The organism is Streptomyces sp. NBC_01431, from assembly GCF_036231355.1.
Lineage (GTDB): Bacteria > Actinomycetota > Actinomycetes > Streptomycetales > Streptomycetaceae > Streptomyces.
The window spans coordinates 1,990,107-2,006,746 of record NZ_CP109496.1 but is presented as its reverse complement, the minus strand read 5'-3'; the positions used below and the strand labels follow the sequence as shown (position 1 = coordinate 2,006,746).

Here is a 16,640-nt window from a genome sequence, read left to right as displayed (position 1 = left end):
CCCGTGAACCCACCCTCGGAGGCGGGCCTATATTTCTTCGCTACGGGCCATATCCGGGACGACGGGGCCGGCGTCGGCCGACTCCCGCAACGCCGGGGAGACCAGCGACACCAGCGCCAGGAGCCCCATCGCGGCGGCGATGGCGAGCGCCGTGCGATGCGTACCGAACGAGGCGAGCAGCACCCCGCCCGCCAGCGCGCCGGCCGACGCCATACCGGATCCAAGGAGCGCGAACACACTGGTCACCCGGCCCTGAAGGGCCTCCGGGGTGATCCGCACCTGGTGCACGCCCGCCACGACGTTCATCAGCGCCCCGGCGAAGCTCATCCCGCCGAGCAGCGTGCCCAGGACGTACGGGTTCGACACGAAGGCGACCGGCGCCATCAGCGCGGCCCACAGGGTGAGCGCCCCGGCGAGCACGGCGCGGGGCGCCGCCCGGCCCGCGGCGCGCGATCCGGCCAGCGCACCCGCGACCCCGCCGACCCCCGCGACCAGACCGATCATGCCGATCTGCACCGGTGAGCCGCCGTTCTCCTTGATGACGAGGGCCAGGGTGAGGGTGAGGATCTGGAAGAGCAGATTGCTCCCGGCGAGCAACCCCACGGCGGCCCGCATGAAGCGCCGCCCCCACACCCAGCGCAGCCCCTCGCCGACCTCCGTACGCAACGAGGAGGCGGGCGCGCTCCGTTCGCCCTGGAGATCGCGCCGGATCAGGAGCAGCGTGCAGAGCGCCACGAGGTGCGTCACCGCGGTGAACGCGAACGGCAGCCACCGGCCGAACTGGAAGAGCCCGCTGCCGGCCGGCTGGCCCAGCAGACCCGCCGCCTGCCCGCGCGCCTCGTTCTGGCCGAGCGCGGCGTTCAGCTGCGCCGGGTGCACGACGTGGCTGATCGCCGCGCGCTCGCCCAGCCGGTAGAAAAGGCCCGCGGTGCCGTCGACGAAGGCCGCCGCGGCCACCACGGGCAGCCACAGCCGGCCCGCGAGCAGCATCGCGGTGACCCCCGCCATGGCGATCAGGCCGGCGAGGTCGCACAGCACGAGCAGCCTGCGCCGGTCCCATCGGTCGATGAGCGCCCCGGCGGGCAGCTGGACCACCAACTGTGGGAGCAGGGCGGCGAATCCGACCACTCCCGCCCCGGTGGGACTGTCCCCGAAGAAGATCATCAGCAGCGGGTACGCGACCACACTGGCCCGCAGCCCGAGCGCCGACAGACCGGCTCCGGTCCACAGCAGCAGGAAGTCCCGGTTGCGGCGCAGCGGTCCGGGCGCGGCGCGCGCTTCGGGCGCCGCCTCATCGAGCAGGCTCATGCTCCGCCACCGCCCGTGCGGCACCATTCGAGCACGGCCATCGCGCTGTGCATCTTGTTCTCGGCCTGGTCGAAGGCGATGCTGCGGGGGCCGTCGAGCACCCGGGCGCTCACCTCCTCACCGCGGTGGGCGGGCAGGTCGTGCATGAACACGGCCTTCGGGCTGTACTCCCAGAGCGCCTCGTTGATCCGGAACGGTACGAACCGCTCTCGCCAGTCGGGGTCCTCCTTACTGGTGCCCGTGGTCTGCCAGCGGCTGGTGTAGACCACATCGACATCGACGGGAAGCTCCTCGACGTCGTGCCGTTCGACGACCGAGGAGCCGTGCGCCGCGGCGGACGCCCCGGCCCGCCCGAGCACGTCCGCCGTCAGGCCGTAACCCGCGGGCGTGCGCAGCTCCAGTTCGGTCCCGGCGTACCGCGAAAGACCGAGGGTGAGCGCGGCGGCCGTGTTGTTGCCCTCGCCGAGGTACAGCACCCGCAGCCCCTCGATCCGCCCGAACTGCCGCAGCAGCGTGGTCAGATCGGTGAGGCCCTGCGTCGGATGCTCGTCGGCGGTCATGGCGTTGACCACCGACATCCTGGACTGGCTCGCCCAGGACCGCAGTTCGGCCGGGTCACCGGAGGTCCGCGCGACCAGCACGTCCAGCATCCGCGAGAAGACCCGGCCGGTGTCCTCGCTGGTCTCGCCCGTGTTGGTCTGCAGATCGGCGCCGTTGAAGGTGACGATCTGCGCGCCGAGCCGCAGCGCACCCGCCGAGAACGCGGTACGCGTACGGGTGGAGGTCTTCCGGAAGTAGATCCCGGCGACCGCCCCGGCCAGCAGCCCGCCGGGCGAGGACTGTCCCGAGGAGAACTCCGCTCCCCGGGCGACGACCCCGTGCAACTCGTCGTCGGTCAGGTCATCGAGAGAGATGAGGTGGCGGACGGCCACGGTGTGCTCCTTTGCTCATCGGTGTCGGACGGTTCGTCAAGGAACGCGATCCGTGCGGCCCCGGACGGCTCGGCGCTCCCGGCCCCGCGGACGGTGGGCGGCGGCTTCCCGATCAGCCTCAGCGGTCCGGCGGCGGCGGCCTCGCGGGCGATGGCCGCGTACCGGCCCGGACCGACCGCGAGGTCCTCCACCACCCAGCTGTCCGGCCCGGTCGCCGCCGCATGGGCCACGACGAGCGGGCCGCCACCCGGCGGAGCGTGCACGTCCACCGCCCGGACATCGGTCATCAGACCGACCCCGCTCGCCTTCAGCACGGCCTCCTTCCTGGTCCAGTAGCGGAGGAAGACCGCCAGCTGGGCCGCCGGTTCCGATTCCTGACGCAGATGTGCGAGCTCCCGGTCCGACAGGACCGAGGGCGCCACCGCGGCGGTGTCGAACCCCAGCACCTGCTCCAGGTCGACGCCGATCCGGTGGCCGCCGCCCGTGACCCCGAGCAGCCAGTGCGGTCCCGAGCGGGACAGGCTGTAGCTCAGTTCGGTCGGCGGCCACTCGACGCACGGCGCACCGTGGTCGCTGTCGCCGCACTCCGGGCAGCGCAGCCGCCCGAGCCGCAAGTCGGCCGGACGGGCCCCGAGATAGCCGGCGAGTACGCGGCGTACCGCCACGTGGGCACCGGCGTAGTACAGGCCCGCCTCGGCGGTCATCGCGCGTGCCGAGTCCCGTTCGGCCGCGGACAGCACGGCGATGGCGTCCGGGCCGAGCGGTTCGGCGACCGTCCCCCACCACACGTGCGTCACATCGGCGTCGAAGACATCCGAGAAGTCCTCGGCGCTCATGGGTGTCACCCCTTTTCTCGTCGGGCCCGATCCATGAGGGATCAGGCTCCGGTGGCGGTGGCCGTCGTCAGCCGGAGCCTGCCGGGAGCCGTCAGGGCGCGCTTCCACAAATGCGAGACCTCCCCGAAGTGCTCGCCGACCCAGGCATCCGAATAGATGGTGTTGAGATACCGGTCGCCGCCGTCCGGGAAGATGAGGACGACGTTCGACCCCGCGGGAATTCGGTCGCTGAATTTCTCCAGGGCGGCCACGGCCGCACCGGAGGAACCACCGGCCAGAATTCCCTCGCGATGCACCATCCGCCGGCAGGCGACCACACAGTCGAGATCGCCCACGTGCACCACCTCGTCGGCCACCGCCGGGTCGAACAGCGCCGGCGGCACCGAGGCGCCGTGCCCCGGAATGAGCCGGCGGCTCTGCGGCTGGCCGAAGATCGCGCTGCCCACCGCGTCCACCGCGACGACCGTGGTCGCCAATGCGTGCTGTTCGACGTACGTCGCGCAGCCGAGCAGCGTGCCGAACGTGGACACCGGCGAGAACAGGTAGTCGACCCGCCCGTCCAGCGCCTCGGCTATCTCCCGCATCGTCTCGTGGTGCGCGAGCGGGTTGAGCGGATTGGCGTACTGATTGGGCCAGTACGCCCCCGGCACGGTGTCGACCAGCTCCCGCACCCGGTCCAGCCGGGCCCCGAGGAACTCCCCGGTCTCGGGGTCCGGGGTCCGGACGACCTCGACCCGCGCCCCGTAGGCGGACAACAGCGCCAGGTTCTGCGCGGTGGTCTTCGCGTCGACGACACAGATGAAGTCGATCCCGAAGTACTTGCAGATCTGCGCGATGCCGATGGCCAGATTCCCCGAACTCGACTCGACGACCACCGAGCGCCCGGGAACCAGCTGGCCCTCGTGGATCCGGTTCAGCAGCATGCCGAGCGCGGACCGGTCCTTGATGCTTCCCCCCGGATTGAACCTCTCCATCTTCGCGAAAACCCGGGATCTCAACCCCGGGAAGACATTGCGGAGTTCGACCAGCGGGGTATTCCCGATGGTGTCCAGAATCCCTTTGAGTACGGGACGGCTCATGCGGCTGCCCTTCCCTCTGTCGTGGCTTTCCGGAGACCACGGTGAACAGCCGCCCTATGCGCGTTCTATTAGAGAAGAGGTATAGAGACCCGCCGCAGGGTCACCGCAGCACTCGACCATCGAAAGGAACCGCAATGCTGATCCTTCGGCGCACCGACGTGGCGGACGCCCTGGCGGGCCGGGAGTTGGAGATCATCGACCTTGTCGCCGACGCCTACCGGCTGCACGACGAGGGCGCGACGGCACTGCCACACTCGACCTTCCTGCGCTTTCCCGAGGATCGGCACGCCCGGGACCGCATCATCGGACTGCCCGCCTACCGCGGCGGCGCGGCACCGGTCGCCGGAATGAAGTGGATCGCCTCGTTCCCCGGCAACGTCGCAGCGGGCCTTGAGCGGGCGAGCGCCAGCATCACCCTCAACTCCCTCGAAAACGGTCGGCCTTCCGCCTTCCTCGAAGGCTCCGTCATCTCCGCCAAACGCACCGCCGCGAGCGCGGCACTCGCCGCCCGCGTCCTCACCGAACAGGACCCGCCCACCACCGTCGCCCTCATCGGCTGCGGAGTGATCAACCTGGAGATCCTGCGCTTCCTGGCAGCGGCCCTGCCGAACCTGCGTGAGGCCGCGCTGTACGACATGGACACCGCCCGCGCCGAGGACTTCGCCAGGACCTGCTCCGCCGAGGTCCCCTCGGTGAAGGCGTACCCGGTGGCCGGCCTGCGCGAGGCCCTCGCCGCCCACCCGCTCATCTCGTTCGCCACCACCGCGGGCGAGCCCCACACGGACCTGTCGGCCTGCGCCCCCGGCACCACCGTGCTCCACATCTCGCTGCGCGACCTCACCGTCGACACCGTCCTCGGATCCGTCAACATCGTCGACGACGCGGACCACGTCTGCCGCGAGCGCACCTCGCTGCACCTGGCCGAACAACGCACCGGCAACCGCGACTTCGTCACCGCCCCCATCGGCGCCCTCCTGCGTGGCACCGCGGCCCTCGACCGCGACCCCGCCCGCCCCGTCGTGTACTCGCCGTTCGGCCTGGGCGTCCTCGACATCGCGCTCGCCGAGTACGTACGCGAGCAGGCCGAGCAGTCCGGCCGAGGCATCCGCGTGGACGACTTCCTCGCCTCCTGACCCCGTACGCACACGACGGTGGCCCCCACCTTCCCAGGAGGGGGCCACCGCGGTACGGGCTCAGGCCAGCGGGAGCACGGAGATCCCGCCGCCGTCGGAGCGGGCCCGGATCTTGCGGGCGGACCCGGGATCGGTGCGCACCTTCACGCTCTGACTGCCGCCCCCGGTCGCCGCGTCCACCGCGTACGCCCCGTCCGGCACCCGGATCGTGACATTGCCGCCGGAACTGCTGATGTCCACGGACTCCGGCGCCTCGGTGAAACCGGCCGTCACCTTGCCGCCGTCGGAACGCGCGGTCAACCGGCCCGCCACTGCCTTGTCCACCGAGATGTTCCCGCCGTCGCTCTCCAGCGTCGCGGCCAGCGCCTTGGGCACCTCCACCCGGTAGCTGACCTCACATGTCGAGCCCCCGAGGCCCCCGCCGCAGTCCGACGGCGCGGTCAGCGTCAACTCCCCGCCCTGGGTGAGGTGCTGGGTCTTCGGCTTGTCGCCGTCGTACTTGAGCGACTCGGTCACCCGCACCGCGTCGCCGCCGCCGGCCACCACGTCGATGGCGCCCCCGGACGTCTTGACCTTCAGCGAGGTGATCTTCGAATCGACGGTGTACGAAGCGGAGTCGGTGCTCGTCTTACCCATGCAGCCGGAGACGAGCCCCCCGGACACCACGGCCGCCATGACATACACCGCGGTCTTCGTACGGAACGGGCGCTTCATCGGAACTCCCTAAGGACGGTTACCCGGTCGGAGCAGCCAGGCTCACCCGGGGACCCTGTCGGGATCTATGAAATTCCTGTACACCGCTCTCACCGCATCTATAGCCGTCGTATAGGACGCTGGTCGAGGGTGGTTCTCCTGAGACCCCCCAGCTCACCGCCAGGAGTGCACCCGCATGAACAGTCGACGCATCCGCAGGGCCGTCATCCTGGGCGGCGGAGCCGAAGGCTGGATGACCGCAGCCCACCTCGGCAAGGCACTCCAGGGCACCGTGGACCTCACCGTCCTGGAATCGCCGCACGACACGGCCCCGCCCATCGCCTCGGGCGCCGGCACCCTGCCCCACCTCCACCGGTGCTTCTTCGACCCGCTCGGCATCAACGAGGACGAGTGGATGCGAGAGTGCGGCGCGGGCTTCAAAACGGCCATCCGGTTCGTCAACTGGCGTACCGAGGGCCCCGGTTCGGCCGAACCCAGGCAACTGCCCAGCGGTTCCAGCGACCACTTCTACCATTCCACCGGTCTGCTGCCGGACTGCGAAGGACTCCCGCTCTCCCACTACTGGTTCAAGCGCAAGCACGACGGCCGCACCCAGGAACCCTTCGACTACGCCTGCTTCCGCGAACCCCCGCTCCTCGACGCCAAGCTCGCACCGCGCTGGCTCGACGGCCGCGCCGCGACCCGCTACGCCTGGCACCTCGACACGGCCCTGCTCGCCGACTACCTGCGCCGCTTCGCCACGGCCAAGCACGACACCCACGTGGTGGTGGGCGAACTCGCCGGCGCCGACCGCGACGAGCACGGCCACCTCACGGCCCTGCGCACCACAGAGGGAAGCGTTCTCGAAGCGGACCTGTTCATCGACTGCTCTGGCTTCGACGGAGCCCTCATCAACGGCGTCCTGGCGGAACCCTTCGAGGACCTCTCCGGCGAACTGCTCTGCGACCGTGCCGTGGTCGCCCGAATCCCCCACAACGACCGTGCCGAAGGCGTCGACCCGTACACCTCCGCCATAGCCGTGCCGTCCGGCTGGGCCTGGAAGATCCCGCTGCGCGGCAGCTTCTCCACCGGCCACGTCCACCACAGCTCGCTCACCACGGTGGACGAAGCACAGGCGGAGCTGAGCACGCTGTGGGGCCTGGACGCGGGGCATACCGCATTCGACACCGTGGACCTACGGGTCGGCCGCACCCGGCGCGCATGGGTCGACAACGTCATCGCCGTGGGCCGTTCGGCCGGCTCGCTCGGACCGCTCCAGTCGACCGGCAGCCACTTCCTGATCGCCGCACTGCACCGGCTCGTCACACACTTCCCGGACCGCGACTTCGACCCGGCGCTGGCCGAGAGCTACAACCGCGAGACCGACGAGATCTTCGCGGACTCCCGTGACTTCGTGCAGGCCCACATGGCGTTCGCCCCCCGCACCGACACCACGTTCTGGCGCGCGGGCAAGGAACGCGAGCTCCCCGCCGGGCTGCGCCGCAAGGCCGACGTCTACCGGGCCGGCCTGCCCGTCAACCCGATGGTCACGGACGAGGCCGCCTACTACGGCTCGCACGGCAACGCCGAAGCCGAGCTCCACAACATCTGGACCGACGGCCACTACTACAGCGTCCTGGCCGGCCTCGGTACGGAGCCGCGCACCGCCTTGCCGACCCTGGCCCACCGTCCGGAACCGGTGGCGGCGGCGGACCAGCTATTCACCACCATCGAACGCCAGCAGCGCAACCTCCTGGACACGCTGCCGACGGCATACGAATGTCTGCGCAAGCTCCACGAGGGGTGACGGGAGAGAGACCGCTTCCCGGGGGGTGACCGGAGAGGGGGACCGCTTCCCCGGGGGGTGACGGGCGAGGGAGACCGATTGCCCGAGGGGTGACCGAAGCGGGCGACGGCTTTCCCCCCTTTATGCGGCCCGGTCGCGTGCCGACTTCTACACGTGCTCGTGGAGTCGGACCTCGGCTCGACTGCCGTCCGTGTCGGCGGGCACGGAGACGGCCGCCGCCCACGCGCCGGGCACGGCGAGGTCTGTCACGGTCCAGGACGCGGGCGTGCCTGGCACTCCAGCGGCCACCACCGCCGGACCGGAGAGTTCCGGCCGGGTCTCCACCGTGCGCAGATCGGTGGTGATGCCGACGCCGACCGCCTTCAGCACCGCTTCCTTACGCGTCCAGCAGCGAAGGAAGGCTCGCGTCCGGGGATCTCCGTCGGCGGCGTCGAACACGACCCGGCGCTCGGATTCGGTCAGGGCGGCCGGCGCGAGCTCGTCAATGGGGAACTCTCGTACGACTTCGACGTCCACCCCCACCGGAACACGGGCCACGCCGAGCATGCCGCACCCGTCGGTGTGCGAAATGCTGATCCACAGGGGAGAGACAGGGTGGAGCACGGCGGGCGGACCGTGCAGGGGATCGCCGCATCCGGGGCACGGCCTGCGCCCGAGGCATATCTCCGCGGGGGGCACGTCGAGGAGGTCCGACAGGATCCGCCGGCTCGCGGCACGTCCGGCGACGAAGCCGACCGCCGTGCCCACGTGTACGAACCGTGCGGCTCGGTCGCGCTCCGCCTTGCTGAGCAGAGCCAGGTCGGCCGGGTCTATCGGGCCGTCTCCAGTACGCCACCACCAGGCGTGCGCGACGGTGGTACCGGGTTCGAGGATCAAGGTCACGGGGGAACGCTACAGCCCCGTACGACAGGGAGTTGACGCTCAATTTGACGTGGCATGAGCGGACCCGTAAGGTCCTGCGAGCTGTCACGGAGCCGGAACGGTTCTGCGACCGCCGCCCGCCGCAGGTTCTGCGGCACCCAACTCAGCACGATCTCCCGGCCGGGACGAATTCGGCGTGCCCGAATTCTATTCTCGGCCGAACCGGAAGACTCGATTATGAATCGGCCGGGGAAATCCGCTAGAGTTCGGGACGTCGGAACGGCCCGAGGGCCGGGAAGACAACCCCCTCCGACGGGGAATCGGACACGAAAGCGTCTGATAGAGTCGGGAATACGAAATACCGAAGGGAAGCGCCCGGAGGAAAGCCCGAGAGGGTGAGTACAAAGGAAGCGTCCGTTCCTTGAGAACTCAACAGCGTGCCAAAAGTCAACGCCAGATTGACAACCCCGTATCCGTTTCGGCGGATCGAGGTTCCTTTGAAAAGTCCTGTTCCGCTCTTGTGGTGGGCAGGCAACAACACAGCGAGGACGCTGTGGACGACCGGCCTTATTCCGGCATGGTCGTCCCGCTCTTACGTGATGTGTGCACCCGATAACGGGTAAACATTCATGGAGAGTTTGATCCTGGCTCAGGACGAACGCTGGCGGCGTGCTTAACACATGCAAGTCGAACGATGAAGCCCTTCGGGGTGGATTAGTGGCGAACGGGTGAGTAACACGTGGGCAATCTGCCCTTCACTCTGGGACAAGCCCTGGAAACGGGGTCTAATACCGGATAACACTCCTCAGGGCATCTTGGGGGGTTAAAAGCTCCGGCGGTGAAGGATGAGCCCGCGGCCTATCAGCTTGTTGGTGGGGTGATGGCCTACCAAGGCGACGACGGGTAGCCGGCCTGAGAGGGCGACCGGCCACACTGGGACTGAGACACGGCCCAGACTCCTACGGGAGGCAGCAGTGGGGAATATTGCACAATGGGCGAAAGCCTGATGCAGCGACGCCGCGTGAGGGATGACGGCCTTCGGGTTGTAAACCTCTTTCAGCAGGGAAGAAGCGAAAGTGACGGTACCTGCAGAAGAAGCGCCGGCTAACTACGTGCCAGCAGCCGCGGTAATACGTAGGGCGCAAGCGTTGTCCGGAATTATTGGGCGTAAAGAGCTCGTAGGCGGCTTGTCACGTCGGATGTGAAAGCCCGGGGCTTAACCCCGGGTCTGCATTCGATACGGGCTAGCTAGAGTGTGGTAGGGGAGATCGGAATTCCTGGTGTAGCGGTGAAATGCGCAGATATCAGGAGGAACACCGGTGGCGAAGGCGGATCTCTGGGCCATTACTGACGCTGAGGAGCGAAAGCGTGGGGAGCGAACAGGATTAGATACCCTGGTAGTCCACGCCGTAAACGTTGGGAACTAGGTGTTGGCGACATTCCACGTCGTCGGTGCCGCAGCTAACGCATTAAGTTCCCCGCCTGGGGAGTACGGCCGCAAGGCTAAAACTCAAAGGAATTGACGGGGGCCCGCACAAGCAGCGGAGCATGTGGCTTAATTCGACGCAACGCGAAGAACCTTACCAAGGCTTGACATATACCGGAAACGGCTAGAGATAGTCGCCCCCTTGTGGTCGGTATACAGGTGGTGCATGGCTGTCGTCAGCTCGTGTCGTGAGATGTTGGGTTAAGTCCCGCAACGAGCGCAACCCTTGTTCTGTGTTGCCAGCATGCCCTTCGGGGTGATGGGGACTCACAGGAGACTGCCGGGGTCAACTCGGAGGAAGGTGGGGACGACGTCAAGTCATCATGCCCCTTATGTCTTGGGCTGCACACGTGCTACAATGGCCGGTACAAAGAGCTGCGATGCCGTGAGGCGGAGCGAATCTCAAAAAGCCGGTCTCAGTTCGGATTGGGGTCTGCAACTCGACCCCATGAAGTCGGAGTTGCTAGTAATCGCAGATCAGCATTGCTGCGGTGAATACGTTCCCGGGCCTTGTACACACCGCCCGTCACGTCACGAAAGTCGGTAACACCCGAAGCCGGTGGCCCAACCCCTTGTGGGAGGGAGCTGTCGAAGGTGGGACTGGCGATTGGGACGAAGTCGTAACAAGGTAGCCGTACCGGAAGGTGCGGCTGGATCACCTCCTTTCTAAGGAGCACAGCACCGTCTGCAGACAAATGTTCTGCACGGTCAGCTCATGGGTGGAACGTTGACTATTCGGCGCTCTTGGTCAACTCGGGCCGCTAGTACTGCTCTTCGGAGCGTGGAACACGGAACGAGGCGATGGAGAGGGCCGGGCACGCTGTTGGGTATCTGAAGGCACGGGCTTTGCCTGTTGGTCTTCGGTCGCCGGCCCCAGTGCACTCGAACCGGTTGGTTCGGGGTGATGGGTGGCTGGTCGTTGTTTGAGAACTGCACAGTGGACGCGAGCATCTGTGGCCAAGTTTTTAAGGGCGCACGGTGGATGCCTTGGCACCAGGAACCGATGAAGGACGTGGGAGGCCACGATAGTCCCCGGGGAGCCGTCAACCAGGCTTTGATCCGGGGGTTTCCGAATGGGGAAACCCGGCAGTCGTCATGGGCTGTCACCCATACCTGAACACATAGGGTATGTGGAGGGAACGAGGGGAAGTGAAACATCTCAGTACCCTCAGGAAGAGAAAACAACCGTGATTCCGGGAGTAGTGGCGAGCGAAACCGGATGAGGCCAAACCGTATGCGTGTGATACCCGGCAGGGGTTGCGCATGCGGGGTTGTGGGATCTCTCTTCTGTCGTCTGCCGGCGACAGGACGAGTCAGAAACCGTTGGTGTAGGCGAAGGACATGCGAAAGGTCCGGCGTAGAGGGTAAGACCCCCGTAGCTGAAACATCAACGGCTCGTTTGAGAGACACCCAAGTAGCACGGGGCCCGAGAAATCCCGTGTGAATCTGGCGGGACCACCCGCTAAGCCTAAATATTCCCTGGTGACCGATAGCGGATAGTACCGTGAGGGAATGGTGAAAAGTACCGCGGGAGCGGAGTGAAATAGTACCTGAAACCGTGTGCCTACAAGCCGTGGGAGCGTCGCTGTATGTGCTTGCACATACAGTCGTGACTGCGTGCCTTTTGAAGAATGAGCCTGCGAGTTAGCGGTGTGTAGCGAGGTTAACCCGTGTGGGGAAGCCGTAGCGAAAGCGAGTCCGAATAGGGCGTTTGAGTTGCACGCTCTAGACCCGAAGCGGAGTGATCTAGCCATGGGCAGGTTGAAGCGGCTGTAAGAGGTCGTGGAGGACCGAACCCACCAGGGTTGAAAACCTGGGGGATGACCTGTGGTTAGGGGTGAAAGGCCAATCAAACTCCGTGATAGCTGGTTCTCCCCGAAATGCATTTAGGTGCAGCGTCGTGTGTTTCTTGCCGGAGGTAGAGCACTGGATAGGCGATGGGCCCTACCGGGTTACTGACCTTAGCCAAACTCCGAATGCCGGTAAGTGAGAGCGCGGCAGTGAGACTGTGGGGGATAAGCTCCATGGTCGAGAGGGAAACAGCCCAGAGCATCGACTAAGGCCCCTAAGCGTACGCTAAGTGGGAAAGGATGTGGAGTCGCAGAGACAACCAGGAGGTTGGCTTAGAAGCAGCCACCCTTGAAAGAGTGCGTAATAGCTCACTGGTCAAGTGATTCCGCGCCGACAATGTAGCGGGGCTCAAGCGTACCGCCGAAGTCGTGTCATTCATACGTATAGGGCCAACGCCTGTATGGATGGGTAGGGGAGCGTCGTGTGCCGGGTGAAGCTGCAGCGGAAGCTAGTGGTGGACGGTTCACGAGTGAGAATGCAGGCATGAGTAGCGATACACACGTGAGAAACGTGTGCGCCGATTGACTAAGGGTTCCTGGGTCAAGCTGATCTGCCCAGGGTAAGTCGGGACCTAAGGCGAGGCCGACAGGCGTAGTCGATGGACAACCGGTTGATATTCCGGTACCCGCTTTGAAACGCCCAATATCGAATCAGACGATGCTAAGCCCGTGAAGCCGCCCTGATCTCTTCGGAGTTGAGGGGAGTGGTGGAGCCGGTGACCCGGATCTGTAGTAGGTAAGCGATGGGGTGACGCAGGAAGGTAGTCCAGCCCGGGCGGTGGTTGTCCCGGGGTAAGGGTGTAGGACGTTGTCTAGGCAAATCCGGACAACACATAGTCTGAGACCTGATGCCGAGCCGATTGTGGTGAAGTGGATGATCCTATGCTGTCGAGAAAAGCCTCTAGCGAGTTTCATGGCGGCCCGTACCCTAAACCGACTCAGGTGGTCAGGTAGAGAATACCGAGGCGTTCGGGTGAACTATGGTTAAGGAACTCGGCAAAATGCCCCCGTAACTTCGGGAGAAGGGGGGCCATCACTGGTGATCCGATTTACTCGGTGAGCTGGGGGTGGCCGCAGAGACCAGCGAGAAGCGACTGTTTACTAAAAACACAGGTCCGTGCGAAGCCGTAAGGCGATGTATACGGACTGACGCCTGCCCGGTGCTGGAACGTTAAGGGGACCGGTTAGTGATCTTTCGGGGTTGCGAAGCTGAGAACTTAAGCGCCAGTAAACGGCGGTGGTAACTATAACCATCCTAAGGTAGCGAAATTCCTTGTCGGGTAAGTTCCGACCTGCACGAATGGCGTAACGACTTCTCGACTGTCTCAACCATAGGCCCGGTGAAATTGCACTACGAGTAAAGATGCTCGTTTCGCGCAGCAGGACGGAAAGACCCCGGGACCTTTACTACAGTTTGATATTGGTGTTCGGTTCGGCTTGTGTAGGATAGGTGGGAGACTGTGAAGCGGCCACGCCAGTGGTTGTGGAGTCGTCGTTGAAATACCACTCTGGTCGTGCTGGATGTCTAACCTCGGTCCGTGATCCGGATCAGGGACAGTGTCTGATGGGTAGTTTAACTGGGGCGGTTGCCTCCTAAAGAGTAACGGAGGCGCCCAAAGGTTCCCTCAGCCTGGTTGGCAATCAGGTGTTGAGTGTAAGTGCACAAGGGAGCTTGACTGTGAGACCGACGGGTCGAGCAGGGACGAAAGTCGGGACTAGTGATCCGGCGGTGGCTTGTGGAAGCGCCGTCGCTCAACGGATAAAAGGTACCCCGGGGATAACAGGCTGATCTTCCCCAAGAGTCCATATCGACGGGATGGTTTGGCACCTCGATGTCGGCTCGTCGCATCCTGGGGCTGGAGTCGGTCCCAAGGGTTGGGCTGTTCGCCCATTAAAGCGGTACGCGAGCTGGGTTTAGAACGTCGTGAGACAGTTCGGTCCCTATCCGCTGCGCGCGCAGGAACATTGAGAAGGGCTGTCCCTAGTACGAGAGGACCGGGACGGACGAACCTCTGGTGTGCCAGTTGTCCTGCCAAGGGCATGGCTGGTTGGCTACGTTCGGAAAGGATAACCGCTGAAAGCATCTAAGCGGGAAGCCTGCTTCGAGATGAGTGTTCCCACCTCCTTGAGAGGGTAAGGCTCCCAGTAGACGACTGGGTTGATAGGCCAGATGTGGAAGCCTCGTAAGGGGTGGAGCTGACTGGTACTAATAGGCCGAGGGCTTGTCCTCAGTTGCTCGCGTCCACTGTGTTTGTTCTGAAGCAATGAACAGCTGTCAGAGCCCCTGCTTGGGGTTCCGGTGTTCAACTTCATAGTGTTTCGGTGGTCATAGCGTTAGGGAAACGCCCGGTTACATTCCGAACCCGGAAGCTAAGCCTTTCAGCGCCGATGGTACTGCAGGGGGGACCCTGTGGGAGAGTAGGACGCCGCCGAACAATTTTTGGGGAAAGCCCCGCATCATGATTCCTTCGGGATCACGGTGCGGGGCTTTTCTGCGTTTAAGGGCCGGGCCTCCGTCCCGAATTCCGTTAAGCCGGCTGCAACAGGTCCCAGCGATTTCCGTAGAGGTCCTCGAACACCGCGACCGAACCGTACGGCTCGTGCCGCGGTTCCTCCAGGAAACGGACTCCGGCGGCCAGCATCCGGGAGTGGTCGCGCGCGAAGTTCTCGGTGTGCAGGAAGAATCCGACCCGGCCGCCGGTCTGCGCGCCCACGCTCGCCAGTTGGGCGTCGTCCTTGGCGCGGGCCAGGAGGAGCGAGACTGCCCCGTTCGCCGAGCCGGGCGGGCGTACCACCACCCAGCGCGAACCGTCCCCCCGATCGGTGTCCTCGGCCAGTTCGAAACCGAGTGCGCGGGTGTAGAAGTCGATGGCCTCGTCGTAGTCGCGCACGACGAGCGTAATCAGTGCGATGTGCGGCATGCGCCTAAGGTTATACGTACCACTGGACCAGCGGCGGCGGTGGAACAATGCGGTCATGGATCCAGATCTGGCCCGGCTCGTCTCCCGTGCCCGCAGCCTCATAGTTCCCGGTCGCCGCCGCGTTCTCGGGATCGCCGGGCCGCCGGGTGCCGGGAAGTCCACGCTCGCCGTGGAGTTGGTGCGGCGTCTCGACGGTCAGGCCGTGCTCGTTCCGATGGACGGCTTCCATCTCGCCAACGCGGAGCTGCGCCGGCTGGGACGTACCGAACGCAAGGGCGCGCCCGACACCTTCGACGCCGACGGATACGTCGCGCTGCTCGCCCGGCTGCGCTCACCGAAGCCGGGCGCGGTCGTATACGCGCCGGAATTCGACCGGTCGCTGGAGGAGGCGCTGGCCGGGAGCGTTCCGGTTGCGCCGGATGTGCCGCTCGTGGTGACCGAAGGAAATTATCTGCTGCACGACGAAGGGGCCTGGGCGCAGGTCAGGGACCTCGTCGACGAGATCTGGTACCTGCACGCCGATGAGGAGCTGCGGGTGCGCGGGCTGGTGGAGCGGCATGTGCGGCACGGGAAGCCCAGGCCGTATGCGGAGCGGTGGGTCCGGGAGTCCGACGAGGTCAACGCGCGTCTCGTGGCGTCCGGCCGGGAGCGGGCGGATCTTGTCATCACCGGGGCGCTCACTGGGTAGGCTCGCAGCTCCGGCGACGGTGCGACGGAAAGGCAGCAGACGTGGGGATATTCCGGCGAGGGCCCAAGCGGGATGCGAGCGATGTCCCGCGGGACCCCGAGTTCGGCTTCTTCTCGGACGGCGAGGGCACCCGCTTCCGCGCTCAGGTCAGGGAGGCGTTCGCCGAGCTGGGCCTGGAGGTCACCGTCTACGCGGACCTGGTGAAGGACAGCTCGGGCCGCCAGTTCGGCCTGAGCAATCTCGCCGCCGTCTGCCACAACGATCCGCGCGGTCCGCGCATGTGGCCGGAACTCATCCGCAAACACGTCGGGATGGTGCTGCGCACCATGGACGCGCCTTCGGCACTCGAAACCCTCTCGCCGGATCAGATCCGCGCCCAGCTCTACCCGCGCGTGATCAGCCGCGACGGCCTCGACCCGCAGAGCTTCGGCTATGCCCGCAGTGTCGCGCCGGGGCTGTACGAGATCCTCGCTCTCGACCTGCCCGAGAGCGTCATGATGCTGACCGACGAGGCCCTCGAACCTCTCGGTAAGGTCCCTGACCTGCGGGAACAGGCCCTGCGCAATCTGCGGGAGCTGCCCGTCGAGGGCCATGAGACGGTGAAGGGCGACGATGGGATGCGCTTCGATCTCGTCGTCGGCGACTCCTTCTACACGGCGAGTCGCGTGCTCGCCCTGGAAGCCGTGGTCCGTCAGGTCACCGGCCGTGAGCTGCCTCCGGAGGGCGCGCTCGTCGCGATGCCTTTCCGCCATCAGCTCGCCTTCCACGTCATTCGCGACTCCGGCATGGTGCTCGCCCTCAACGCCATGGCGTCGTTCGCCGCTTCCGGCTTCGAGGACACACCCGGTTCGATCAGCCCGTACGTCTACTGGTGGCGCGGCGGCACGCTCACTCAGCTCAGCGACCGGGACGGCGACGGGCTGCGCATCGTGGTCGGGGAGGACTTCGGCGAGCTGCTCGAACGCCTGGTGGGCGAGGAGACGGAGGGGTTGTAAGGACCCCGTCACCCGCGCCGTACGCGCACTCGCCAGGGTTGTAAGGACCCC

The 16,640-nt window shown here is 65.9% G+C and carries 11 protein-coding genes and 3 rRNA genes; 7 read left to right on the top strand and 7 right to left on the bottom strand.

All coding sequences use genetic code 11. From position 1 onward, the window contains the following. Positions 1-27 precede the first annotated feature (27 nt). From OG522_RS09385 to sbnA, 4 genes are read right to left on the bottom strand one after another with little or no spacing between them, the layout of a single operon-like run. Positions 28-1,308: an MFS transporter gene (locus tag OG522_RS09385; RefSeq protein WP_329462487.1), complete on the bottom strand. Its 1,281-nt coding sequence runs from the start codon at positions 1,306-1,308 to the stop codon at positions 28-30. Beyond that, complete coding sequence (locus OG522_RS09380) at positions 1,305-2,240, bottom strand: ornithine carbamoyltransferase (RefSeq protein WP_329462486.1); 936 nt, start codon at positions 2,238-2,240, stop codon at positions 1,305-1,307. Before OG522_RS09380 ends, OG522_RS09385 begins: the two co-directional genes overlap by 4 nt. After that, positions 2,204-3,076 carry a 4'-phosphopantetheinyl transferase family protein gene (locus tag OG522_RS09375; RefSeq protein ID WP_329462485.1) on the bottom strand — a complete coding sequence of 291 codons (873 nt, stop codon included), beginning with the start codon at positions 3,074-3,076 and terminating at the stop codon, positions 2,204-2,206. Before OG522_RS09375 ends, OG522_RS09380 begins: the two co-directional genes overlap by 37 nt. 41 nt (positions 3,077-3,117) lie before the next feature. Then, positions 3,118-4,155, bottom strand: a complete 1,038-nt coding sequence (gene sbnA / locus OG522_RS09370) for a 2,3-diaminopropionate biosynthesis protein SbnA (protein WP_329462484.1) — start codon at positions 4,153-4,155, stop codon at positions 3,118-3,120. 134 nt (positions 4,156-4,289) lie between these two features. On the opposite strand from sbnA, the gene sbnB reads away from it, so the two are divergent. Further along, positions 4,290-5,288: a 2,3-diaminopropionate biosynthesis protein SbnB gene (gene sbnB / locus OG522_RS09365; protein ID WP_329462483.1), complete on the top strand. Its 999-nt coding sequence runs from the start codon at positions 4,290-4,292 to the stop codon at positions 5,286-5,288. A 60-nt stretch (positions 5,289-5,348) separates the two neighbouring features. Here the strand turns inward: sbnB and OG522_RS09360 are convergent, their stop codons facing one another. Next, the gene (locus tag OG522_RS09360) at positions 5,349-6,002 is read right to left on the bottom strand and encodes a DUF4097 family beta strand repeat-containing protein (protein ID WP_329462482.1); all 654 of its coding nucleotides are present in this window, start codon (positions 6,000-6,002) and stop codon (positions 5,349-5,351) included. Positions 6,003-6,177: 175 nt separating this feature from the next. Between OG522_RS09360 and OG522_RS09355 the strand changes: the two genes are divergently transcribed. Continuing rightward, positions 6,178-7,788, top strand: a complete 1,611-nt coding sequence (locus OG522_RS09355) for a tryptophan halogenase family protein (RefSeq protein WP_329462481.1) — start codon at positions 6,178-6,180, stop codon at positions 7,786-7,788. 147 nt (positions 7,789-7,935) lie between these two features. Here OG522_RS09355 and OG522_RS09350 read toward each other — a convergent pair whose 3' ends face one another. Next, positions 7,936-8,670 (bottom strand): 4'-phosphopantetheinyl transferase family protein, encoded by a 735-nt coding sequence (locus OG522_RS09350; protein WP_329462480.1) that lies wholly within the window; start codon positions 8,668-8,670, stop codon positions 7,936-7,938. Between the two features lie 605 nt (positions 8,671-9,275). Here OG522_RS09350 and OG522_RS09345 point away from each other — a divergent pair. The 3 genes from OG522_RS09345 (at position 9,276) to rrf (ending at position 14,420) form a co-directional block, all read left to right on the top strand. Continuing rightward, positions 9,276-10,801, top strand: a 16S ribosomal RNA gene (locus tag OG522_RS09345). A gap of 289 nt (positions 10,802-11,090) precedes the next feature. Then, positions 11,091-14,215, top strand: a 23S ribosomal RNA gene (locus OG522_RS09340). 88 nt (positions 14,216-14,303) lie between these two features. Beyond that, a 5S ribosomal RNA gene (gene rrf, locus OG522_RS09335) occupies positions 14,304-14,420 on the top strand. The 16S, 23S and 5S rRNA genes sit together here, the layout of an rRNA operon. A 93-nt stretch (positions 14,421-14,513) precedes the next feature. On the opposite strand, the gene OG522_RS09330 is transcribed toward rrf, so the two are convergent. Then, on the bottom strand, positions 14,514-14,906 hold the full coding sequence (locus OG522_RS09330) for a VOC family protein (protein ID WP_329462479.1): 393 nt from the start codon (positions 14,904-14,906) through the stop codon (positions 14,514-14,516). A 55-nt stretch (positions 14,907-14,961) separates the two neighbouring features. Here OG522_RS09330 and OG522_RS09325 point away from each other — a divergent pair, with 55 nt between their 5' ends. Both OG522_RS09325 and OG522_RS09320 read left to right on the top strand, forming a co-directional pair. Next, complete coding sequence (locus OG522_RS09325; protein ID WP_329462478.1) at positions 14,962-15,594, top strand: nucleoside/nucleotide kinase family protein; 633 nt, start codon at positions 14,962-14,964, stop codon at positions 15,592-15,594. A 41-nt stretch (positions 15,595-15,635) separates the two neighbouring features. Next, on the top strand, positions 15,636-16,589 hold the full coding sequence (locus OG522_RS09320; RefSeq protein ID WP_329462477.1) for a hypothetical protein: 954 nt from the start codon (positions 15,636-15,638) through the stop codon (positions 16,587-16,589). Positions 16,590-16,640: the final 51 nt, after the last annotated feature.

What these genes read in the sequence shown, in the direction of transcription:
- OG522_RS09330 (WP_329462479.1), bottom strand. Translation starts at nt 14,906, where the DNA reads ATGCCGCACATCGCACTGATTACGCTCGTCGTGCGCGACTACGACGAG.
- OG522_RS09385 (WP_329462487.1), bottom strand. Translation starts at nt 1,308, where the DNA reads ATGAGCCTGCTCGATGAGGCGGCGCCCGAAGCGCGCGCCGCGCCCGGA.
- OG522_RS09375 (WP_329462485.1), bottom strand. Translation starts at nt 3,076, where the DNA reads ATGAGCGCCGAGGACTTCTCGGATGTCTTCGACGCCGATGTGACGCAC.
- sbnA (WP_329462484.1), bottom strand. Translation starts at nt 4,155, where the DNA reads ATGAGCCGTCCCGTACTCAAAGGGATTCTGGACACCATCGGGAATACC.
- sbnB (WP_329462483.1), top strand. Translation starts at nt 4,290, where the DNA reads ATGCTGATCCTTCGGCGCACCGACGTGGCGGACGCCCTGGCGGGCCGG.
- OG522_RS09360 (WP_329462482.1), bottom strand. Translation starts at nt 6,002, where the DNA reads ATGAAGCGCCCGTTCCGTACGAAGACCGCGGTGTATGTCATGGCGGCC.
- OG522_RS09355 (WP_329462481.1), top strand. Translation starts at nt 6,178, where the DNA reads ATGAACAGTCGACGCATCCGCAGGGCCGTCATCCTGGGCGGCGGAGCC.
- OG522_RS09325 (WP_329462478.1), top strand. Translation starts at nt 14,962, where the DNA reads ATGGATCCAGATCTGGCCCGGCTCGTCTCCCGTGCCCGCAGCCTCATA.